Origin of the sequence: Ruminococcus sp. CAG:330, assembly GCF_000437175.1 — a bacterium.
Classification (GTDB): domain Bacteria; phylum Bacillota; class Clostridia; order Oscillospirales; family Ruminococcaceae; genus Ruminococcus_C.
This window is the reverse complement of record NZ_FR898075.1, coordinates 53,386-76,301: the sequence shown is the minus strand read 5'-3', so window position 1 is coordinate 76,301 and position 22,916 is coordinate 53,386. Positions and strand designations below refer to the sequence as shown.

18 protein-coding genes and 1 pseudogene are annotated in these 22,916 nt (G+C 49.4%); 8 read left to right on the top strand and 11 right to left on the bottom strand.

The window, feature by feature from the left end:
- The 5 genes from QZL66_RS08790 to QZL66_RS08770 all read left to right on the top strand — a co-directional run.
- On the top strand, window positions 1–885 hold an 885-nt coding region (locus QZL66_RS08790; RefSeq protein ID WP_293602099.1), incomplete at its 5' end, for a peptidoglycan recognition protein family protein.
- A 102-nt stretch (window positions 886–987) separates the two neighbouring features.
- The gene (locus QZL66_RS08785) at window positions 988–1,173 is read left to right on the top strand and encodes an SHOCT domain-containing protein (protein WP_021681017.1); all 186 of its coding nucleotides are present in this window, start codon (window positions 988–990) and stop codon (window positions 1,171–1,173) included.
- 29 nt (window positions 1,174–1,202) lie between these two features.
- Window positions 1,203–2,747 (top strand): recombinase family protein, encoded by a 1,545-nt coding sequence (locus QZL66_RS08780; RefSeq protein WP_022411344.1) that lies wholly within the window; start codon window positions 1,203–1,205, stop codon window positions 2,745–2,747.
- A complete protein-coding gene (locus QZL66_RS08775; protein WP_022411343.1) occupies window positions 2,744–3,142 on the top strand; it encodes a site-specific recombinase in 399 nt (132 codons plus the stop codon). Before QZL66_RS08780 ends, QZL66_RS08775 begins: the two co-directional genes overlap by 4 nt.
- The gene (locus QZL66_RS08770; protein WP_022411342.1) at window positions 3,143–4,699 is read left to right on the top strand and encodes a recombinase family protein; all 1,557 of its coding nucleotides are present in this window, start codon (window positions 3,143–3,145) and stop codon (window positions 4,697–4,699) included.
- A gap of 259 nt (window positions 4,700–4,958) precedes the next feature.
- On the opposite strand, the gene rlmD is transcribed toward QZL66_RS08770, so the two are convergent.
- The 7 genes from rlmD to recJ form a co-directional block, all read right to left on the bottom strand.
- Window positions 4,959–6,317 carry a 23S rRNA (uracil(1939)-C(5))-methyltransferase RlmD gene (rlmD, locus tag QZL66_RS08765; RefSeq protein ID WP_022411341.1) on the bottom strand — a complete coding sequence of 453 codons (1,359 nt, stop codon included), beginning with the start codon at window positions 6,315–6,317 and terminating at the stop codon, window positions 4,959–4,961.
- 68 nt (window positions 6,318–6,385) lie between these two features.
- Window positions 6,386–6,922 carry an RNA 2'-phosphotransferase gene (locus tag QZL66_RS08760; protein WP_022411340.1) on the bottom strand — a complete coding sequence of 179 codons (537 nt, stop codon included), beginning with the start codon at window positions 6,920–6,922 and terminating at the stop codon, window positions 6,386–6,388.
- Between the two features lie 22 nt (window positions 6,923–6,944).
- Window positions 6,945–7,445 (bottom strand): DUF6985 domain-containing protein, encoded by a 501-nt coding sequence (locus QZL66_RS08755; RefSeq protein WP_022411339.1) that lies wholly within the window; start codon window positions 7,443–7,445, stop codon window positions 6,945–6,947.
- 2 nt (window positions 7,446–7,447) lie between these two features.
- Entirely contained in the window at window positions 7,448–8,971 is a 1,524-nt protein-coding gene (gene hemZ, locus QZL66_RS08750) for a coproporphyrinogen dehydrogenase HemZ (protein WP_022411338.1), read from the bottom strand.
- A gap of 3 nt (window positions 8,972–8,974) precedes the next feature.
- Window positions 8,975–9,598: an MBL fold metallo-hydrolase gene (locus tag QZL66_RS08745; protein WP_022411337.1), complete on the bottom strand. Its 624-nt coding sequence runs from the start codon at window positions 9,596–9,598 to the stop codon at window positions 8,975–8,977.
- Between the two features lie 12 nt (window positions 9,599–9,610).
- Window positions 9,611–11,857, bottom strand: a complete 2,247-nt coding sequence (locus tag QZL66_RS08740) for a RelA/SpoT family protein (RefSeq protein WP_022411336.1) — start codon at window positions 11,855–11,857, stop codon at window positions 9,611–9,613.
- Window positions 11,854–13,890, bottom strand: coding sequence for a single-stranded-DNA-specific exonuclease RecJ (gene recJ / locus QZL66_RS08735; protein ID WP_022411335.1), 2,037 nt, complete (start codon window positions 13,888–13,890; stop codon window positions 11,854–11,856). The genes QZL66_RS08740 and recJ overlap by 4 nt, the downstream gene beginning before the upstream one ends.
- A gap of 290 nt (window positions 13,891–14,180) precedes the next feature.
- Between recJ and QZL66_RS08730 the strand changes: the two genes are divergently transcribed.
- Window positions 14,181–16,007: a Na/Pi cotransporter family protein gene (locus QZL66_RS08730; protein WP_022411334.1), complete on the top strand. Its 1,827-nt coding sequence runs from the start codon at window positions 14,181–14,183 to the stop codon at window positions 16,005–16,007.
- A 25-nt stretch (window positions 16,008–16,032) separates the two neighbouring features.
- On the opposite strand, the pseudogene QZL66_RS08725 reads toward QZL66_RS08730, so the two are convergent.
- Window positions 16,033–17,214, bottom strand: a pseudogene (locus QZL66_RS08725) (CCA tRNA nucleotidyltransferase); the annotation flags it as partial.
- A gap of 124 nt (window positions 17,215–17,338) precedes the next feature.
- On the opposite strand from QZL66_RS08725, the gene QZL66_RS08720 reads away from it, so the two are divergent.
- On the top strand, window positions 17,339–17,785 hold the full coding sequence (locus QZL66_RS08720) for an acyl-CoA thioesterase (protein ID WP_022411332.1): 447 nt from the start codon (window positions 17,339–17,341) through the stop codon (window positions 17,783–17,785).
- Between the two features lie 75 nt (window positions 17,786–17,860).
- Here the strand turns inward: QZL66_RS08720 and QZL66_RS08715 are convergent, their stop codons facing one another.
- Both QZL66_RS08715 and QZL66_RS08710 read right to left on the bottom strand, forming a co-directional pair.
- Window positions 17,861–18,658: a nitrilase-related carbon-nitrogen hydrolase gene (locus QZL66_RS08715; RefSeq protein ID WP_022411331.1), complete on the bottom strand. Its 798-nt coding sequence runs from the start codon at window positions 18,656–18,658 to the stop codon at window positions 17,861–17,863.
- Window positions 18,659–18,675: 17 nt separating this feature from the next.
- On the bottom strand, window positions 18,676–20,154 hold the full coding sequence (locus QZL66_RS08710; protein WP_293602090.1) for a D-alanyl-D-alanine carboxypeptidase family protein: 1,479 nt from the start codon (window positions 20,152–20,154) through the stop codon (window positions 18,676–18,678).
- A 265-nt stretch (window positions 20,155–20,419) separates the two neighbouring features.
- On the opposite strand from QZL66_RS08710, the gene QZL66_RS08705 reads away from it, so the two are divergent.
- On the top strand, window positions 20,420–21,148 hold the full coding sequence (locus QZL66_RS08705; RefSeq protein ID WP_022411329.1) for a metallophosphoesterase family protein: 729 nt from the start codon (window positions 20,420–20,422) through the stop codon (window positions 21,146–21,148).
- Window positions 21,149–21,229: 81 nt separating this feature from the next.
- Here the strand turns inward: QZL66_RS08705 and QZL66_RS08700 are convergent.
- The coding region (locus tag QZL66_RS08700) for an elongation factor G (protein WP_293602088.1) at window positions 21,230–22,916 on the bottom strand (1,687 nt) is incomplete at its 5' end.

The following is a 22,916-nucleotide window of genomic DNA, read 5'->3' as shown; positions in this document are numbered from 1 at the left end:
GAGGGCAAAATCATCGGTGTGACCGTGCATAACACCGACTGGATCACAGTAGCAAGCGGCACGACCCCTGCGGAACAGTACACAAGGGCAACCGTCAATAACAACATGAACGATGTTCGTGTGCACTACTATGTGGACAATGTCTGTGCATGGCAGAATCTGCCCCACAGTCTGAGCGGCTGGCACGCCGCTGATGGTAGTGGCAATGGCAATCGTAAAACAATTGCGATCGAGTGTATTATGTCATCTGCGTATAATGTGACAGATAAGAAGTCTGAGGGCAATTGTGCAAGATTGGCGGCAGCTTTGCTGAAGAAATACAATCTTGATATTAACCACCTCTTTACCCACACCCACTGGCTCAATGTCAGGGACGGAAAATCGGGTACTGTGGATTATCTCAATACTGCAAGAAATCCTTACAAGATGTGTCCTGCGTACATTCTGCCTCATTGGGTAGCTTTTAAAGCTAAGGTACAATCTTATCTTAATTCTGGTTCTACACCGGCAACTCCTACACCTGCAAAACAGCTTTATCGAGTAAGAAAAACATGGGCTGATGCTAAGTCGCAGATTGGGGCATATTCCTCATTGGAAAATGCGAAAAAAGCCTGCAAGACGGGATATTCTGTCTTTGATGCAAATGGGAATGTTGTTTTCAGCAATGCAAAGTCCTACACAAAGGGTACGAAAATTACGCTGAAGGATGTGACGTTCTATGCCTCCGCTACTGCAAAGACCGGTGTAAAGCGTTCCGGTACGTTCTATCTGTACGACGGCAAGGTCATCAGCGAAAGAATGAGAATTACAAACAGCCTGAAAAACTGTGGTAATACGCCGATTGGCAAGTATGTGACTGGTTGGGTAAATAAATCTGACATCTGATTATCTCAAAATTTTTTCTATCCCGGAGTTGTTAAAACTGCTCCGGGATAATTTTTATCACAAGAACTGATTTTTTTCCGAAGTATGAATGGGGGCATTTTAATGAAAGAAAATCATGATGAACTCGGCTATTTTATGGTGCAGACTCTCACCGAAAAAATGCTTGAAAAAGGACTGATTTCCTTTGACGAATATGACAAATTAACCGCATTAAACCGCCAAACTTTCTCACCCCTTTACGCCGACTTATTGCCGAAAAGACTTGATATATCGTCAAAAACCATTTAATATGTTCATACCGAAAGGAGGGAAAGTCAATGGCTGTTACAAAAATTGACGCAAGACCGCAGCCGAAAACGCCTAAGAAAAAAGTGGCTGCCTACGCAAGAGTATCGACCGATAATCTTGACCAGAAAGAGAGCCTTGACGCGCAGAAAAAGCATTATGAAATGTACATCAAAGCCCATTCAACTTGGGAGTTTGCGGGACTTTACTTTGACGAAGGCGTTTCCGGAACAAAATCTGAAACGAGAAACGGTTTGCAGAATATGCTCCGTGATTGCAATGCAGGAAAAATCAATTATATTTTGACGAAATCAGTCAGTCGTTTTGCCCGAAATACCGTGGATTGTCTGCAAATCGCACGTAATTTGAAAGACAAAGGCATTTTCATTTACTTCGAGAAAGAGCATATAGACACAGGAAATATGGACAGCGAGTTGATGCTTTCCATTTTCAGCAGTTTTGCGGCGGAGGAGTCTATTTCGATTTCCGAAAATGAAAAATGGGCTATCCGAAAGCGTTTTCAGGACGGTACATACAAGCAATCCTATTTACCCTATGGATATGTGAAAAACGAAAATGGTGAAATGATACCCGATAAACAGGAAGCTGAAATTGTCCGCTGGATTTTCAATCTCGCCATAAACGGACACAGCACACATTCCATTTGCAAGCTGCTCCGTGAAAGAAACGTGCCTACAAGAAAAGGCGGAAAATGGAGTTCTTCCACCGTTCGTGATATGCTGAAAAATGAGAAGTACACGGGTGACGCTCTTTTTCAGAAAACCTACACAGACGGCAGTTTCCGCAGACATGAAACCAAAAATTCGTCAAAACAAATCTTCATTGAGAATCATCACGAGGCTATAATAAGCCGTGAGATTTTTGAAACTGCAAACCGACTTTTAGAGCAGCGAGCTGCTGAAAAGGGCATTGTCAAAGGACACAGCAAATATCAAGTAAGATACCCGTTTTCGGGAATTATCGTCTGCGGAGAATGTGGCGGAACTTTCAAGCGGAGAATCCACGACCACGGTTCTGAAATCGCATGGGCTTGTACCACACATATTGATGACATTCAGAAATGCTCTATGAAATATGTGCGTGATGATGCACTGAAAGCAACGATCACTACGATGATGAACAAGCTGATTTTTGGCAGAAAAATAATACTTGTACCGTATATTGCAGGATTAAAAAAATGCAATGCAAATTCCGAGGAAATTCAGAAATTGAAGGTAGAACTTGCAAAGGAATCAGAAAAAATTGATGTTCTTCGGCATCTTCTTGCGGACAAGATCATCAAGCCTGCAATGTTTATTCAGGATCAGAACGCAAGTAACAAGCGTTCAGAGGAGCTTCGCAGGCAGATCACGCAGTTGAGTCAGATTGATACCGGAAATTCCGAAATGGTTGCAGAAACCGAGAAACTCTTGCATTTCCTTGACAGTGCAGAAATGCAGACGGAGTTTAAGGACTTTTTTGCAACGGATTTTATTGAGAAAATAATCGTATATGATCGCCACAGCATCGGCATTCAGCTGAAATGCGGACTGACGTTAAAGGAGGCACTGCTATGAGCCACATTCCCTACGGCTACGAAGTAAAAGACGGAAAAATTTTTATTGTAGAAGAAGCCGCTGATAAGGTCCGTCAGATTTTTCAGAATTATGTATCGGGCATGAGTTTGACAGAATCCGCAAAAACAGCCGGACATCCAATTACCCACAGTATGGTAAAGCAGCTTTTACAGAGAAAATGTTACATCGGTAACAGTTTCTATCCGAAAATCGTGGATGAAAATTTATTCAGTCGAGTTCAGATAGAACTGCAAAAACGTCAGAAATCTACGGGAAAGACAAGACGAAAAGTACCGGTAATACGCACAAATTTTGTGCTTTCTGATGAAAGAGAACCGCAAGAAAATTTTACAAAGCAGGCAGAATATTTATACAGTCTGATAGGAGTGAAATAAATGGTTAGAACAATCCCACCAAAACCGCAGATCGGCAACAACACCGCACGGCATACAGAAACGGTCAAAAAACTGCGTGTTGCCGCCTATGTCAGAGTTTCTACGGAAAACGAGGAACAGCAGACCAGTTTCGAGGCACAGTATGAGCATTATTATGACTACATCACGAATCACCCTGCATGGGAATTTGCAGGCATATATGCCGATGACGGTATATCAGCAGTTTCGACCAAATACCGTGAGCAGTTCAACAAAATGATTCAGGATTGTATGGACGGCAAAATTGACTATGTTGTCACAAAAAGCATATCACGTTTTGCCCGAAATACCGTGGATTGCTTGAATTTTGTCCGCAAGCTGAAGGACAAGAATATCCCTGTGTTTTTCGAGAAAGAGGGCATTGAATCCACCGACCAGCGCGGTGAAATTATGCTGACAATTTTGGCGTCGCTTGCACAACAGGAGTCGGAATCGCTTAGTCAAAATGTAAAAATTGGAATGCAATATCGCTTTCAGCAAGGGAAGGTTATGGTGAATTGCGCCTGTTTTCTGGGCTATGATAAAGACGCTGACGGAAAGCTGGTGATAAATCCTGAACAGGCAGAAACAGTCAAGCGAATCTTCCGTGAATATCTTGAGGGTGCAAGCTGTATCAAAATTGCCAAAGGCTTAGAGCGTGATGGAATGCTCACAGGTCGTGGCAAAACACGCTGGTATGACAGCACAGTCAAAAAGATATTGGAAAATGAAAAATACATGGGTGACGCATTGCTGCAAAAGACATATACCACGGACTTTTTGCAGAAAAAGCGAGTGAAGAATACGGGCATCATGCCGCAGTATTATGTTGACGACAATCACCCCGCAATCATTCCGAAAGAGCTGTTTCTTGCGGTGCAGGAGGAAATGGCAAGGCGTGGCTCAGTTGAGGACTGCAAGGGCAGAAAGCGCAGTTTTTCGGCGAATCACTGCTTTACAAGGCTGATTGTCTGCGGTGAATGTGGAGATCAGTTCAACAGAATTCACTGGAATAACCGTGGTAAAAAATCCATTGTGTGGCGATGTGCGACACGGCTGCGTGATAAGAACGGATGCCACGCACGGACAATAAACGAAGAGGGTCTGAAAGCTGCATTTGTGGAAGCACTAAACAGAATTATTGCAGAAAAGCAAGAGTATCTTCTTCAGCTAAAAAGGAACATCGAGAGCGTTCTGACAGACGGTAATTCCGAAAGTACGGCAGAAATTGATGCAAAACTTGCAGATCTTGAACGCCAGCTTGTCGCAAAAGCCGAGGAGCATGAGGACTACACCGACATAGCAAGCGAGATTTATGCTCTCCGCAAGCAGAGAGATGAGCTTACAATGAGCGAAAATGCGAGAAATGACTATCTAAAACGGATTGAAGAACTTGAATCTTTCATTGATGAGCAGCCGACAAAAATAAACAACTTTGAGGAATCATTGGTAAAGCGTATGCTGAAAAAAGTCACGGTTTTTGGGGATAAATTGGAGTTTGAATTTTTGTCGGGAGTAATTGTTGAAGTAAATATGTGAAATAAGCGAACACCCTCGCTGCTGTCGTGGAAATACGATAGTGGCGAGGGCTTTTTTGTGATTCTATGTGACAACAAATCCACGCACTCAACCCTACCCGAAATACAACATTTTCAAGCACTCAACCTGCGAGTGCTGTATTTTGATAGTGCTTAGATTTGCTGTCAGATATGTTTCCGTGAACTGACTTACAGCATATGTTCCGAGTGCGTAGATTTGATGATATTGCAAAAACCACGCAAAATAGGCATTTTCTCAGTTATTTTTGCGTAATTCTTGACATCAATACCACGCACTCGACGTGTCCCGTCCCCGGGAACAAATCCACCGGCTGTACTTGTTCTGTCACATATCCCAATTTTCCTAATTCGGCGCAATCTCTTGCAGCGGTGGTGGCGTTACAGGAGATCATGACGATTCGCTTTGGCTGCATTTTCGTCATTGCCTGAATTGCGATGTCATCACAGCCCTTTCTGGGCGGGTCGACAACAATAACGTCTGGTGCAATCCCCTGCTCTGCCAATTGTGCTGCAATGCTACCTGCATCGCCGCAAAGAAATTTCGCATTTCCCACGCCGGCTCTTGCAGCATTTTTCTTGGCATTCTCTACCGCTTCCGGTACAATTTCCACGCCAACCAATTCCGACACCGTATCTGCCATAGACAGCCCAATGGTTCCGGCACCACAGTACAAATCCAGCAGCCGTTCCTTCCCCGTCAGCTGTGCAAAAGCCTTTGCTGCACCATAAAGCCGTTCCGCCTGTATCGTGTTCACCTGATAAAACGACTCCGGCGAAAGATCTACAGCATTTCCGCACATAGTGTCTGTAATTGTATCTTTCCCCCACAGTGTTTCTGTAGAATCTCCCAGAATCACGTTGGTTTTCTTCGGGTTACAATTCATGACAATGCTCTGTATCTGCGAAAACTGCTCCGTCAGCTTCTGTATCAACGGCATCAATTTTTTCCGAATCGGCTTCCGCACGACAAAGCATACCATTATCTCTCCCGAATGCTGCCCGCACCGCAGATACAAATGGCGCAGTTCCCCGGTTCCGCTGGCTTCATCGTATACCGGAATTCTGTTTTTTTGCACAAACTCTAGCACCATTGCTGCAATTTTTCCAAACAGTTCCGGCTGTAGCAGACAATCCTCCACCGGAATAACTCGGTGGCTTCTTCTCGCAAAAAAGCCTAGAATTGGCGTACCGGATTTCTCCACTGCAAAAGGATATTGCGCTTTATTGCGATATCTGAATCGAGATTCCGCCCCCAGAATCGGCAGGAAATTTGGCGACAACTTTCCAATTCGCACAAAGGCGTCTTGCACCGCCTTTTCCTTAACTCGCAATTCTGCGGCATAGGTAATGTGCTGAAACAGACATCCCCCACACTGCGACAACGGGCAGGCAGGCGAAATACGATCCGCCGAAGGTTCCAGCAATTCTTCCACGATGCCAAAGCCATAGCTTTTCAGCACTTTCACAATTCGCACTCGAATCCGATCTCCTACTGCTGTATGCGGCACAAATACTGCCATGTTGTCCACTCGACAGACACCGCTGCCTTCCGTGGTCATATCAATGATTTCTGTTTCAAAAATATCGTTCTTTTTCAACTCTCCACCGCCTGATACAGAAGCAACACCGCACAAAATTCGCTTTACATTTGTGCGATGCTGCCCGATTATTTCATTTCTTCCAGATATTTCGCCGGAACTGCTTCCGTCAGCCAGACACCATTTACCGAACGGTAAAAAGCATAGCCGTCCTCTGCCATTTTTCCAGTCTGCACCCGCAGCACCACTGGCTTTCCGTGACGTGCTCCTACTGTCTGTGCAATTTCCGGCGTGGCAGACAGATGCACATACAGCCGGCTCATTCGCCGCAGTCCCTCCTGAAAAATCGCCGGCAAAAACCGTTCTGCCGTTCCATGCCACAAGAATTCCGGCGGCAGCACCTGTTCCAGTTCCACATCTACTGGAATCGAGTGTCCCTGATTACAACGAATCAGCTGCCCGTCTGCACTGAACGAATAGCGACTTTTCGCATCTGTACGAACAATTTCTTCCAGCTGTTCCCGACACAAAGGGCACCGTTCTGAAATACCGGCAAGGAGTTCGTTCACATCTGCCCAACCGTGCTCGTCCAGCGTGATGCCGATTTTCTCCGGATGATGCCGCAAAATAAAACAAAGATATTTTCCGATTTTATCAAAGTCCATACATTCTTCTTTCCATTAAAGCTCAGAAGATCGTTTCATAATCTTCTTCCTCCTGCCATGCACCCATACCCTCACAAGGTCCTACATAGAGAATTTTATCTCCACGAATGATCCAGTCCAGTGCATGCTCCGGTTCCCAGACGCAGGCACTGGAAATGCTATATCCGCAAACAGCTTCCTCCGGCGGTTCAATGTACATTTCGGGCGTGGTCAAAAATGACAACACTTCTCTCCCATGCAGTCTTTTCGGAATTTCACGCTGAATGGCTTCTACAATATCCGGATAGATATCTTCAAATTCTGCCCATTCTTCACGCATGAACTCACAATAGGCAATTGCCATCTTACAAAATTGATCGATCATCTGGTCTGAGAGGTGGTTAAAATGTTCCACACACTGCTCCGCATATGCCATATCTGCCTCTGGGTCAATGTGAATGGGAATCTGACGCTGAAATAAAACAGATGCAAAGGTTCCGTTTTGGTAATATTCATCTTGATCCTGGATGCAAATCAAACTCATTTTTACGCCTCTTCCTGTTCCCGAATTTGCGCACAAATCTCCCGCACCTGCTGCTTCTTTTCCATAAGCTGGTCAAACTGCCGGATGTATTCATAGGGGAATTTATAGTTATGGATTCGTGTGATTTTACCGCAGGGTTCTACCAGTTTGGTAGAGGCTCCGCATCCGGCACCGAAAATCGACTGGCTCTCGTCCATAATCAGGATGTTATACAGGGACTCCTTTCCGGCACGGGCATAGCCCACATTCTCCTGATTGTCGATCGTATTCTTCTGCCGGTACATATAGTACGGGGCATAGCCGTGCTCCGGCAGCAGCCGCATACTCTCCTGCACCATTTGTTCCACCGGATTGTGCACCTGACTCTCCCCCTCTGCAAAGAGATTTGCTGCACGTTTCAGAGTCAGGGCGTGCACCGTAATGCTGTCCGGATTTAACGCAAGAATCTGCTCCAAGGTATCGTGGAATCCCTCCGGTGTATCTCCGGGCAATCCGGCAATCAAATCCATGTTGATATTATCAAATCCGGCTGTCCGTGCCATACGGAACGCCTCAATGGTCTGCACCGTGGTGTGCTTTCTGCCGATGGTTTCCAGAACGCTGTCCTGCATGGTCTGCGGATTGACAGAAATGCGGTCTACCCCGAATTGCTTCAATGTTTTCAGTTTCTCTGGTGTTATGGTATCCGGTCTGCCCGCTTCTACGCAGTACTCCCGCAGATGAGAGAGGTCGAAATTCTCTTGTACTGCTGTGAGTACCTGTGCCAATTGCGGTGCAGTCAGAGAGGTCGGCGTACCTCCGCCGAAATAGACCGTATCCACCAGCAATCCCTGTTCCCGTACCAGCTGTCCCCAAAGCTTTAATTCTTCGCAGAGCTTTTCCAGATAGCCGGGAATCAGCTGGTGTGCCTGTGCGATGGAGTGTGACACAAACGAACAATAGCTGCACCGTGTGGGACAGAATGGAATAGAGAGGTACAGGCTGATTCCGTGCTTCGGCGTGTTTGCCAGCAACGGCTGTTGTACTAGCGCAGTGTCATAGACCAGCGAGAGCTTTTCCGGTGAGATCCAGTATTTCTCGTGGAGCTTCTGACAGACTTCCTCTTTCGAAAGCCCCTGTTCCAGTAGAGGTTGTACCTTTTTCACGGGGCGGATGCCGGTCAGCAGTCCCCACGCCGGATGAATGTCTGTGATCTGTTCCAGAAGCCGAAACAGCATGGCGCTGAAACGATACTCGCAGAGCTGCTTCTCCGATTCCGGAGAACATGGAGGAAAGTCCTGCGTCTGTTCCAGTTTCTGTCCCAGATACCGAACCTGGACGTAGAAACGTGTGGAGGATTCCAGCTGTTCCAAGGTGAGAACAGCCCCCTCTTCTGCATCAGCTGGCAGTTCCGTTGTATCGTAGGAAAATGTGAATTTCCGAATCGGCAGAAAGATTTTGCAGATGCACTCGATCTCATATTTCAGGGTGTGTCCGGAAAAGACGATGGGAAATGGTTTTGGTGTTTTTGTTTCTTCAATTGGCATGTGTTAAAGACCTCGCATGGTTGGATTGTGTTCTTTTTCAAAGGAGAGCGTGGATTCCTCGTTGTGTCCCGGCAGTACACGGTAATCTCCCTCCAGCGCCTTGAGCTTTCGGAAAGATTCCAGCATCTGGGCATCGCTTCCGCCGGGGAAATCCGTTCTGCCACGTGACATATGGAACAGCGTGTCCCCCGTCAGCAGCAGATCCTCGCATTTCCAGCAGACGCTTCCCGGTGTATGTCCCGGTGTGTGAATGAGGGTAAAATCTTTTTGCGCAATGGTGAGTGTCTGCCCATCCGCAACGGTCTGCCACGCCTGCACTGCCTGAAACGGACTGTCTGAAATCCAGTATGCCAGATTGGCGTTTCTGTCCGAGAGCATCGGGACATCCAGCGCATGGAGGTAGACGGGGATCTGAAACTTTTCCCGCACCTGTTCCACGCCGGCAATGTGGTCGAAGTGACCGTGCGTCAGCAGAATGGCACATGGTGTCAGCTTTTCAGTTTCCAGACGGCGCAGGAGTACCGGCGCACCCTCTCCAATGTCAACGATGACGCATTTTCCGTCGCCCAATTTCAAAAGATAACAGTTGGTGGCAAGAGAGCCAAGCATCAGACTGAGATATTCCATGGCAGTTCCTCCTTACTTTTTTGCACGTTCCACAGAGATTACGCCCTGAATCTTGCGCAGCTTATCCATAATGGATTTCAGCTGGTCTGCCCCTGCCACCTGAACACTGGCTTCAAAGATCGCATTGCCGTTGCGCAGGTTGCGGGAGGACGAGTGAACGATGAGAATATGGGATTCTGAGAGAATTTTTGTGATGTCAAAGACCAGACCCACACGGTCAGAGGCGACGACCTCAATGCTGGTGGGAATCAATGCGGTAGAGGTGTTCTCCGACCAGCGCACCGGCAGCCAGCGTGCCATCTCTTCCGGATCGTTGCGTTTCAAAGCAGCCTGATAATTGACGCAATTTACAGAGTGCACCGAGATGCCGTGTCCTCTTGTCACGAAGCCCACGATTTCCTCTCCGGGGAGTGGGTTGCAGCACTGGGAGAACTTGAAAGCGCAGTCGTTGATCTTGTCCAGAATGATACAGCTTTTCTTCTGCGGCGACAGCTCTTTGGTGGGAACGGTGACGGCACTTTCCTTTTCTTCATCAGCACCGTGCGTCTTGACGTAAACCTCTTTCAGACGCGGCATGATCTTGGAAAGTGTGATACCGCCGTATCCGATGGAAGCATAGAAATCCTCTACGGTGTCGCAGTTGTGGCGCTTGAGGTCATCGGCGAGAAATTCCGCCCACTCAGATTCCGGCAGATTGATATGACAGCGCTTGAACTCCTGCTCCAAACTTGCTCTGCCGGTGGTGATATTTTCCTCCCGACATTCCTTCTTAAACCACGAGCGAATCTTGGACTTTGCCTCGTTGGTCTTGACAATGCCCAGCCAGGCACGGTTCGGGCCTTTGTTGGGGTCTTTACTGGTGAGCACTTCGCAGATTTCGCCGGTTTTCAATTCGTAGTCCAGCGGAACCATTTTACCGTCCACTTTACCGCCAATGGTCTTGTGTCCGATCTGCGTGTGGATGCGGTAGGCGAAGTCAATGACGGTAGAGCCAACCGGCAGAGAAATGGAATCGCCCCGTGGTGTCATAACCACGATATCCTCCGGCGAGAGGTCATTCTTGATGGCACGGACGATCTCTTCCACGTCGTCAGAGGTCTGCTGTGCTTCAATAACCTTACGCACCCACGCCAGACGTTCTTCCATTTTATCTTTGCCCTGAATGCCTTCCTTGTACTTCCAATGGGCAGCGATACCGTATTCTGCGGAAACGTGCATATCCCATGTGCGAATCTGGATTTCGAAAGGAATACTCTCTCTGCCAAGAACGGTGGTATGCAGAGACTGGTACATGTTGGACTTTGGCGTGGAAATATAATCCTTGAAGCGGTTCGGCAGCGGACGGAACATATCGTGCACAATACCCAGAACCATATAACATTCGGCGACAGTCGAAACGATCACACGCACAGCGTACTTATCGAAAATCTGATCCATACTCTTGTGCCCCATATACACCTTTTTATAGATGCCGTAGATGCTCTTGACACGTCCCTCAATAATCGGTTCCTTGGCAAAGTGCTCCTGCGCCAGACGCTTCCGGATACGCTCTTTGATGGAGCCGATAAACGCCTCACGCTCGTCCTTTTTGATCTCCATGATGTGTTCAATTTCCGCATAGGCAAAGGAGTCCAGATAATAGAACGACAGGTCTTCCAGCTCTTCTTTGACGGTACGGATTCCGAGACGGTGTGCAATGGGCGCATAAACATTCATGGTTTCCAGCGCAATTCGGCGCTGTTTGGCGGGCGGCAGGAAGCAGAGCGTGCGCATGTTGTGAATGCGGTCTGCCAGCTTGATAATCATCACACGAATGTCATGGGACATGGCAAGGAGGATTTTTCGCACATTCTCTGCCTGCTGCTGTTCCTTGTCAAAGATGGGAATACGGTTCAGTTTTGTAACGCCGTCCACCAGAACTGCCACATCCTGCCCAAATTTTTTCCGGATGTCGTCCAGCGTGTACTCGGTATCCTCTACCACATCATGAAGCAGGCCGACACAGATCGTATCAGTGTCCATGCCAAGATCTACCAGAATCATCGCCACCGACAGCGGATGGATGATATACGGTTCACCAGAGGAACGTGTCTGAGAGCCGTGTGCCTGCTTGGCGAACTGATAGGCAGATACGATCTTGCTCAAATCGTACTGCTTGTCTGTTTCTAAGATCTTGTGGGTCAAGTCAGAGATTGCGACCGGCTTCTGGGTACATCTTTTTTCCGGAAATTCTTCTCCGGACTGCACTTCGTTTTTCATCGTAACATCGCTCCTTTTTGTTGTATCCCTTGCAGCAGTTTGGAGGACTGCAAATCGACGTGGCTCTTTACGGGAAGCCGAACGATCTGCTCCAGCCAAACATCCTGCTGTATCAATCCCAGTTCTGAGAAAACGTCCAGCGCCAGCCGGAGTTTACAGTAGTTCATTTGCGGCATCGCCTGCAATTGGAAAAACAGTGTGTCTATGGCAATTCCAGTCAGCGGGATTCTCTGATAAATTTGAATCAGTTCTTCACGCACTGGCGTGATCGCCGGATAGAATGCCGGACGCAGCGGGTCCTGCCGGCAGAACTGCGCATAGGTGTTTTTGGCGGCGAGATATTTCGCCTGCGGCGTTCCGCTCTTCCGGTAGTCCTTGACAATGGCGGAAATCCGGTTGTTCCCCTGATACGATGTGACTTCTGCGGTAATCAGGAAGTCGCAGGCATCGCCCGGCTGAAGATGCACCTCCTCCGGCCTTGTCCGGAACAGCAGCAAGTCCATTGCCATGGTGCCATACGTGACACGGAGTTTGGTGTGAACGCCGTTGGAAAGCGGCAGAAGCTGCTGGAGCACAGCGTGGCAGACGGCAAAAACCGGCACGCTGTTTCCCTCGCCGAATGGCGCTAAGACGGAAAGCGAAGCAATATTCTCCAGCGTCAGTTCTTCCGGCAAAAGCAGTTTATCGGCTTCCAGCGTGAACTCCGGCATTACCGGAAAACTCTCCCTGGCGTAAGACTGTACCATTTCCTGAAAAGTTTCCACCTGATCTGAAGGCAGCGAAAATCCGCCGGCGCCGGGGTGTCCGCCGTATCGCAGGAGTACCGATTCACATGCCTGTAGGCAGCGGAATGCGGAAAACGCTCCGAATGAACGCATGGAACCACGGGCGGTTCCTTCCTCAATGGTGACCAGAATGGTCGGCTTGCCGAATCGCTCCTGTAGCCGTGAGGCAGCGATACCGATGACGCCGTGGTGCCAGTTTTCGCCGGCGAATACCAGAACACGCTGCTGCAGCAATTCCGGATGCTCCTGTACCTGTGCAGCGATCTGCTGGAGAATTTCAGCTTCCTCCTCTTTGCGTGCCTGATTCCGGCGGTCTAGCTCTTCTGCCAACTCCGCAGCCTCTTCCGGATCTTCGCACAGCAGGAGCTTCACCGCTGTCAGCGGAGAACCGAAACGCCCCGATGCGTTGATACGTGGCGCAAGAGAAAATGCGATGGTGGTGGAGCTGAACGGTTTGCCCAGAATCCCGCTCTTTTCCATCAGCGCCAGCAGTCCTGGACGCTCTGTGTTGGCAAGAAGCCGCAGTCCCTGCTGAACGATCCACCGATTTTCTCCGGCGAGTTCCACCACATCGGCGACTGTCGCAATAGCGGCAAGATCGCCGTACTGTTCCATTGCAATGGTGTCGTCGCCGCCCTCCATGGCGATGATAAGCTTTAAGACAACGCCTGCACCGCACAGGTTGCGGAACGCCGCTGTTTCATCCAGGCGGTGCGGGTCTACGACTGCTTCCGCCTCCGGCAGCTCCGAGAGCGGCTGGTGATGGTCTGTCACCAGAAGCCGCATACCGAGAGATTGGATCAGCTCTGCCTCTCGGATTGCAGTGATGCCATTGTCCACAGTAACAATGAGTTCCACGCCAGCGTCCTTCATCTCCTGAACAGCATTTGGGTTCAATCCGTAGCCCTCCTCACGTTCCGGGATGCGGTATGTAACATTTGCTCCCATTTCGAAGAGATAGGAGTACAGCATGACGGTGGAGGTCACACCATCGCAGTCATAGTCGCCATAGATGCAGATGCGGGTTCCGTCTGCAATGGCTTGGTTCAGGCAGTCTACAGCGTCCTGCATGTCTGCCATTCGAAACGGATCTTCCAGCTTCTCACACTGAAAAAAATCCGATGCGCTCTGCATGTCCCGAATACCGCGTGCAGACAGTACCTGTGCGCAGAGGTAGGACAAGTCGCTGCCCTGCGCAATTTTTTTCGCAATGTTTTCATCCGCCTGATGAATGTGCCACTTTTTCATATCGTTCTCCACTTCAAATCAAGAATTCGATTTGCCTATCCTCTATATTATACCTGAAAACGGCAGGAAATGCAATAGGCGATGAAAAAAATAGTGCAGGGAAACCCAAAAAATCAGGGTGCAGCAAACAGCAGCGGAACAGATGGAGCCGACAGGAATCGGGAATATTTTACGTGGATTTTACAAACGATGCGTTCAGAATTTACACGGTGATCCTATAATAATGCTATCAATCGGGGGCTTGGTCTGCGCTTTTTTGCGCCAATTCCCTGAAATAAGGAGAGAAAGTTATGAATATCTTTTCTGTCATTACCCTGCTGGGCGGTCTGGCGTTCTTCCTGTACGGAATGAATGTCATGTCGTCCGGCCTGGAAAAGCTTGCGGGCAGCAAGCTGGAAGTCATTCTGAAAAAGATGACTTCCAACAAGTTCAAAAGCCTTTTACTCGGGATGGGCATCACCATTGCCATTCAGTCCTCCTCTGCACTGACGGTCATGCTTGTAGGGCTGGTCAACTCCGGCATCATGCAGCTGAGCCAAACCATTGGTGTTCTGATGGGCTCCAACATTGGAACCACATTGACTGCGTGGATTCTCAGTCTTTCGGGAATCGAGAGCGACAACATCTTCCTGCGCATGCTGAAACCGGAGTCCTTCTCCCCCATCATTGCGCTGGTGGGTGTAGTCATGATTATGACAGCGAAGCACAATCGGACGAAAGACATCGGACGCATCATGGTAGGCTTTTCCGTGCTGATGACTGGCATGACGCTGATGAGCGATTCCGTTAGTCCGCTGGCAGAATCGGAACAGTTTTCCAGCCTGCTGACAGCATTCCGGAATCCGCTGATGGGCGTTTTGGTCGGTGCGGTTTTTACCGGTGTTATCCAGAGTTCTGCTGCTTCTGTGGGCATTTTACAGGCGCTGTCTTTGACCGGACAGGTGACATACGGCATGGCAATCCCCATCATCATGGGACAGAACATTGGTACCTGTGTCACAGCACTGATGTCCAGCATCGGCGTGAACAAGAACGCAAAGCGTGTTGCAGCAGTGCATATCTGCTTTAACTGTATCGGTACTCTGATCATTCTGCCGGTGTTCTATCTTCTGCACTGGATTTTCCAGTTTGGATTTGTGGCAACTGCCATTGATCCGGCAGGCGTGGCGCTGGTACACACGATATTCAACATTGTGACAACTGCGCTGCTTCTTCCCTTTACCAAGCAGCTGGAAAAGATGGCGTACCTGCTGATTCGTGACAGCAAAAAAGAAAAGGAAGTACAGGAGAAGAAAATCATTCTGGATGAGCGTCTTCTCGCAACACCGGCAGTTGCAATCGAAGCATGTCACGGTGTCACTGTAGAGATGGCAGAGCTTTCGAAGAAAACCATACAGCTTGCCATTGACATTCTCTTCCACTATGACGAGGATCTGGAGGAACAGATTCGAAAGAACGAGGAGAAGATCGACAAGTATGAGGACAAGCTGAACGCCTATCTGGTACGCATCAGCAAGCACAGCATCGCCTCGAACGACAACCGCACGGTTTCCAAGATGCTGCACTGTATCGGTAATTTTGAGCGAATCGGAGATCATGCGTTTAACATCATGGAGTCCTCCTGTGAGCTGCACAAAAAGGGCATTCATTTCTCCGGAGATGCTGCCAGAGAACTGCACGTTATCTCCGACGCACTGCTGCAAACCTTGAATCTGGCGTTTCAGGCATTTGAAAATGATGACCTTGCCATTGCACATCAGGTAGAACCGCTGGAAGAAGTGGTAGATACGCTGAATGTGGAGCTGAAGAACCGTCACATCAAGCGTCTGCAAAACGATGCCTGCACCGTAGAGCTGGGTTATATCTATCAGGATCTGCTGACCAACATCGAGCGGATTTCCGATCACTGCTCCAACATTGCCGGCGTTCTGATTGAGATCGATGAGCAGAAGAACATTCACAAGTATCTGTACAAACTCAAGAAGAATGATGAGGAATTTCAGGAGTCCTATCACGATTATCTGAATCATTACTATCTGGAGCTTGGCCGTCCGGAGGAATCGGACGAAGCGGATGCGCTTGAAGAGGCTGTACTTCCGGAAGCGGCAGAGGCTTAACCGATAATACTTTCGCCTCCTGCAAAAGCAACTCTCTCTGATTGGGAAGAATTTCCGCTGCGGTCATTTGCAGCAGCGTATGAAGGATCACGCCGATGCGTGGTCCTTTTTTGATGCCGATCTCAAGAAGATCAGCGCCGTTGACTGCCAAATCTTTCAGACGAAAGCAGATGGGGCTGGCGAGGGTTTCTGTCAGGCACTGCTTCGCCCGCTGCGACTGTGCCTTAGGAATGTGCTGATCTGCTGCCCATAGCAGGATGTGTTTTTGCAGCAGGGATGGCTTTGTTGTGAGCAGCAGGCAGCGCATATCACGCGCCATCTCCGGAATGGGTGTGTTTCGCAGCTGAAGCAATGCGGTAATCTCCTGAATTTGTTTCCGCTCCATGTGAAGACGCAGAAGCATGTTTCGTGCGGTTTTGCCGGGAATGTCGTAAAGACAGGCTGCCCAGCGCAGAACACATTCCGCCGGAACGGCTTTTATTCGAGATAGCGCTTGTTCCCACGGCACAGATTCCAACTCCGGAAACAGCAGCATCCAAACATCAGAAAACGCTCGAAGAATCACTGTCGGGTCAGGTGCAGCCAGCAGCTTACAACACTCTGAAGCAATACGCTCTACAGAAATCTGGCGCAGTGTGGGGGCGAGAAGATGCGAAGCCCGTGCCGTCTCCGGATCCAGCTGCATAGCATAGACCGCAGCAAAGCGAAGGCCCCGCAGAATGCGGAGCGCATCCTCACGGAAACGCTGTTCCGGTTTTCCAACGCAGCGGATTATCTTTTGCTGCAAATCCGCTGCGCCGTGGTATAAGTCCACCAGTCCATGCTGGGGATGGTATGCCATGGCGTTAATGGTAAAATCACGCCGGCGCAAGTCCTCCCTCAGACTTCGCACAAAGTATACCTGCTCCGGATGGCGCCCGTCAGCATAGGTGCCGTCAATACGGTATGTTGTGATTTCATATGGCACGCTGTCCCACAGCACTGCAATTGTCCCATGCTTTTCGCCAGCGGTGATAAGCGGACGATCCGAGAAACACGTACAGATCTCTTGCGGCAGTGCGCTGGTGCAGAGATCCCAGTCGTGCGGTGTGCGCCCGCAGAGCATGTCACGCACACATCCGCCTACAGCATACGCCTCATAGCCATGGGATTCTAGGCGCTGGATGATGGCGCAAACGGTATCAGGAATGGAAAATGTGAGAGTCATAATTCGTTCATCTCCAAGTGCAAAATGCTTTTTACAGAATGTCCACAAAAACAGGTGGCATTTATTCAAAAAATATGCTATGCTATTAGAAAAGAAATCGGCGCCTAGAAAAGGAGTACAGAAGATGCAGATTACACCGTATACACGAATGGTTTTCTATCACGAAACCGACCGCATGGACATTGTCAATCATTCCAATTACATCCATATGACAGAAGAGGCACGTGTGGACTTCATGGGAAAGATCGGCGTGGGATATCAGGAGATGGAGGATCAGGGGCTGATGCTGCCGGTTCTGGGTGTCTCCTGCACCTATAAGAATTCGCTGCACTTTGGCGAGCATCTCGCAGTGTACTCTTATATCACGAAGTACAACGGTTTTAAGCTGGAACTCCGCTATGATATCTATTGTGTGGAAACCGGAAAGCTCTGCGCAGTGGCAACGTCCTCTCATTGCTTTACCGACACTAAGATCAAGCCCATGCGCATCGCCGACAAGTATCCGGAAATCCATGCGTTCTTTTTGAAGGCCAAGGAAGTCACTTATGAAAAAGACGCAGCACAGGAATAATTGCGTTTGATATCACATGGTACAAGAAAAGCGATGGAGAATCCGAACGGAATCGGTTTTCCACCGCTTTTTCTGTCAGTGATTGTTTCGCACGGTTTGATATAGATCGGCATACAGTGCGGTCTGGCTGTCCCGATAGGTCGGGAACGCCTGCCGGAATTCGGCGACGTCGCTGTCCACAGTGACATACGCCAGCTGTTCCGCAGAGCCGCAGTCCAGACGCACAGTTCCCTCCGGGTCTACAAGCTGACTGCCGCCTACAAACTGCAAGTCACCCTGTGTCCCAACACAGTTAACACCCAGCAGGTAGACCTGATTTTCAATAGCACGTGCTTGCAGAAGGATCTGCCAGTGGCGGCTTCGGCGGGAGAGCCAGTTTGCCGGCACGAAAATCAGCGCAGCGCTTCGGGCAGCAATGCGGAACACCTCCGGGAACCGCAGGTCATAGCAGATCAGGACGCTGACAGGAATGCCAGAGATCGTAGCGTGTGCCAGCTGTGTTCCTTTTTGGAAAAAGCGGTCTTCCTGACAATAGGAGAACGGGTGGATTTTGGTGTAGTCCAAACAGGATTCGCCGTCTGGGGTTAGAATGGTGTAGTGGTTTTTTCCTCTGCCGTCAGATTCAGCGGAAGTCCAGCCGAATCCAATGTGGATACGGTGCTGCTTGGCTGCCGTTTGCATTCGTTGGAAGATGGTTTCTGCTGCTGCAAACTGAAGTTGCAAGTGGTTGGAAAATCCGGTAAAGCTCATCTCTGGGAACAAGATCAGTTCCGCCTGATTGAAGGCTGCTTCGGCAATCCAGCGTTCTGCTTTTTGCAGATTATATGCAGGATCGTCTTGCCGAATTTCTGTCTGTGCGACTGCGATTTTCAAATGCTCATCTCCTTAAATCAATGGCGAGGACCTGTGGTTTCTTTTTCCGATTCCGGTTTTTCGGCTGATGCAGACTCGTGGGACTCCGGACCATGATAAAAGACCGTTTCCGAGCGCTTCCAGTTCTGCTGTTTTTTCGGTGCTTCGAACTCCGTGACGTGGGGAATCAGATGAATGGGGTCTTCCGGCCGGACACTGCGTTTTGCACGGTAGGAGGCATAGATGCACAGGGCGATGTATAGCACAGTCAAAACACTTCCGCCAATCAGTCCGTAGCGAAACCACGGGGAGTGCGGGAAGTTTTGCAGGGCGTAGGCGTTAAACTTGGAGAACGAGCGGTCTATATTGCTGACGGCAACAAGCGGTACAGTGGCGATAACCTCGCCGGAGAATTTCAGTTCCATTGTGCCCAGCTGCTCCCCTGCCTTGACCGGTGCCTGAACATTTTTCTCCAGCTGAATGGTTTTTTGTACCGCTGTTGTGTCCACATCGCTGCACCAGAGCAGCACACAGTTTTCCTTGGGATGTACCAGAACATAAGTGTTTCCATCAGAGTTCATCACAGGAACCTCGGCAATCTCTTCGTCCTTTTCCAGCAATGTGACATAGGACAGACTTTGAAATGCCCAGTTCAGCAGATTGGTGGCATCTTCGATGTGGTAATAGGTCAGCTCGTCGTTCTCGTCCACAAACGGCGCATTCAGGAGGATGACCAGATAGGAGTTGCCCTCCTGCGTTGCCTCTGTGATAATGCTCCGTCCGGTTTTGGTAAGGTTGCCGGTTTTGATGCCTTTGGAACCCTTGTAGTAATAGTTGCTGGTCTCCTGTGTCATGGCGTTTGCCTGTGTCCATGTCCAAGCGGAAGCGTCCGGATGGTTGGTGGTGTTCGAGATGCTGGGCGAAAATGTGACGGCAGTTGCGATTTCTTCGAACTCATCGATTTGCAGCGCATAATTGGTGATGAGCAGCATGTCCCGTGCAGTTGTCAGTTGTCTGCTGTCGTAAAGACCGGTGGGATTGGTGAATGTCGTTGCGGTACAGCCGATCTCCGCAGCTTTGTCATTCATCTCCTGCACGAACGTGTTGATCTCTCCGTCGCCGAAATAGTCCGCCAGAACCAGCGCAGACTCACAGGAGGATGTCAGCATCAGGGCGTACAGCAACTCCCGCACACTCAGCACATCGCCGTTGTAAATATCGGCGTAGCGGAGATCGTCGGCATATTCATATGCATAGAGCGGGGCATACAGCTCATTGTTCACGGTGATCTTGGTGCCGTCGAGATCAGAACAGGCTTCCATGACGACAATTGCAGTCATGATCTGCGTCAGATGTCCGGCAGCCTGCTGCTGATCGGCGTTCTTTTCATACAGGATCTGTTCGGTATCCTGATTGTACAAAATGGCTGCTGCACTATGCAGCGTGATGTCGGGGGTAAAAGTATATGCATTGGTGCACAGTGCAGACTCGGAGAGCAGCAGAACACCGGCAATCAAACAGGAAACAACTCCTGCAAAGGTTCTTTTTGTCAAATGGAATAGGCGCATCAAGTGCAGTCCCTCCTCAAAATTCTTTTATAGTGAAAGTAAAAACAATCCCACATACTATTATAGCAAAAAATTTTCGATTCGAAAAGACTTTTTCTAAAATTATATTTACCTTTTTCTAAGAATGTGATAAAATAACTTTATAGGCACTGCAAACAAGAGATTTCATAGGTTTCTGTGAAACATAGTTAAGGATGATAAGGAGGTTTCTCTTTTGGTATATATTACAGGAGATATGCACGGCGATCTGTCACGGTTTAAGGATCCTGTGTTCAAAAAAATGAAAGCGGGCGATGTGCTCATCGTCTGCGGAGATTTTGGATTTATCTGGGACGGCTCCCGTCAGGAGCAAATGGCACTGCGGAAGCTGCGGGAGAAGCCATTTACCATTGCTTTCGTGGACGGCTGTCACGAGAATTTCGACATTCTGGAACATCGTTTCCGCACTGTTCGGTGGCGTGGCGGTATGGCGCATCTCATTGCACCGAATATTTTCCACATGATGCGTGGGGAGATTTTCACCATTGATGACCGCACATTTTTTGCATTTGGCGGCGGGCACAGTCAGGATTTCGAATTCCGGCAGGGCACCCGCAACTGGTGGCAGCGGGAACAGCCCACGCACAGCGAGATTCGCCGTGCCATCCACAATCTAAATTTGCACGATGCAAAGGTGGATTACATTATCACACACGAGCCGCCTGCTTCTCTGAAGGACTGTTTGGGTGTGGACATGCAGCAGCGTCTGGAAATTCACACGTTTTTCGAGGATATTATCAAGCAGTGCGAATACCGCAAGTGGTTCTTTGGCAAATGCCACATGGATCGGTTCATTCCCATGAAGTTCTACGCAATGTTTGAAGATGTGCTTCCGGTGGAACCCGAGGACTGGAAAACGCCTGTGAAAAAACCGGCAAAGAAAAAAAAGAAGAAAGCTGAATAACCGAAAAAGGCCGGCCGTTCCAGAATAGGAACAGCCGACCTTTTATATTTTGGAGAGAAACTGAGCGTATTTCAATGCAGATTATTCCGATGCAGCGGCAATGACTTCGGTCATGAGGTTGGCAGGAAGCTGCTCATAGCGGACGGGGGTAAGGGTAAATACCCCCTCGCCCTGTGTCATCTGGCGCAGCTGCATTGCAAAGTCTGCCATTTCACGCAGCGGAACTTCTGCCAGAATGGTAGTCATGCCGTCTTCGTCAGACGGATTCATACCGAGAACTCTGCCCCGGCGCTTGTTCAGGTCGCCCATGATGTCGCCGGTGTTGTCGTCGGGGATGGATACCTCCAGACTGCCGATGGGTTCCAGCAGTGTCGGTTCTGCCTGCTTCATGCCCTCTTTGTAGGCAATGGAAGCTGCTGTCTTGAACGCCATTTCGGAGGAATCTACCGGATGATAGGAACCGTCCACCAGAATTGCCTTGACGCCGACCACAGGGAATCCCGCCAGAACGCCCTTGGCCACAGACTCCTGCAATCCCTTTTCCACTGCCGGGAAGAAGTTTTTCGGAACGGCACCGCCGAACACCTTTTCTTCAAAGACCAGTTCGTCAGAGGGATACGGTTCAAATTCGATCCAAACGTCGCCGTACTGTCCGTGACCGCCGGACTGCTTCTTGTGTCTGCCCTGTACTTTGACTTTCTTTCGGATGGTTTCCCGATAGGCGATTTTGGGCACGGAGAGGACAACCTCCACACCGAAGTCGTTTTTCAGCTGGGAAACCACTGCTGCCAGATGCTGTTCGCCCAGTCCGGACAGCATCATCTCTTTGGTCAGCGGATTCTGTTCATAAGAGAGGGTCTGATCTTCCTCCAGAAGCTTCTGAATTGCTCCGGCAACCTTTGCCTCATCCCCTCTTGCTGCCGGACGCACTGCCATGGAATAGCAGGACTTCGGGAAACTTGCACGTGGCAGATTTACCACACGGCTATTGGCACAGAGTGTGTCGCCAGTGCTTGCAGAGAGTTTGGTGGTTGCAACAAGGTCGCCTGCCTCGGCACAGTCGGTTTCCTGCTGCTTCTTTCCGCAGAGGAAGAAGAGCTTACCGATTTTTTCAACGGAGCCGGTGGCAGCATTCACCAGTTCCGCTCCGGCTTTCAGTGTTCCGGAAACCACACGCAGCATGGACAGTTTTCCCACAAACGGGTCGGAGAGTGTCTGGTAAACCTGTGCGCAGACGGGTTCTCCGGCAGCGGGATGCAGAACGGTCAGTTCGCCGGATGCGGTTTCTGCCGGAATCTCGTCGGTCTCTCCGACGGTCGGAACCAGAAGTTCCAGCTCTTTGCAGAGCAGGTCAATGCCCTCCATATTCTGTGCGGAAACGCAGGCAACCGGTGTGATGGTGCCGTCTTTCATGCCCTTGTGGATCCCGTCCACTCGCTCTTTCTGGGAGAACTCCTCGCCGGAGAAGAATTTTTCAAAGAGTTCCTCGTCAGTTTCCGCAACTGCCTCGGAGAATGCCTGAATCAAACCGTCTACCCGATAGCTTAGCTTCTCGGAGAGCTCTGCAGTGGGCATAGGGATTTCCTCTGCCTTTCCGTTCTGGTTATAGCGGTACGCTTTCATCTCAATAAGGTTGATGTAGGAGTCCACCTTGCGGTCAACAATGACGGGAACGACCACAGGGCACACCGTCGGGCCAAACGTAGACTTCAAATCAGTCAGCACATTATAGAAATTGGCGTTCTCGTCGTCCAGCTTGGTGACAACA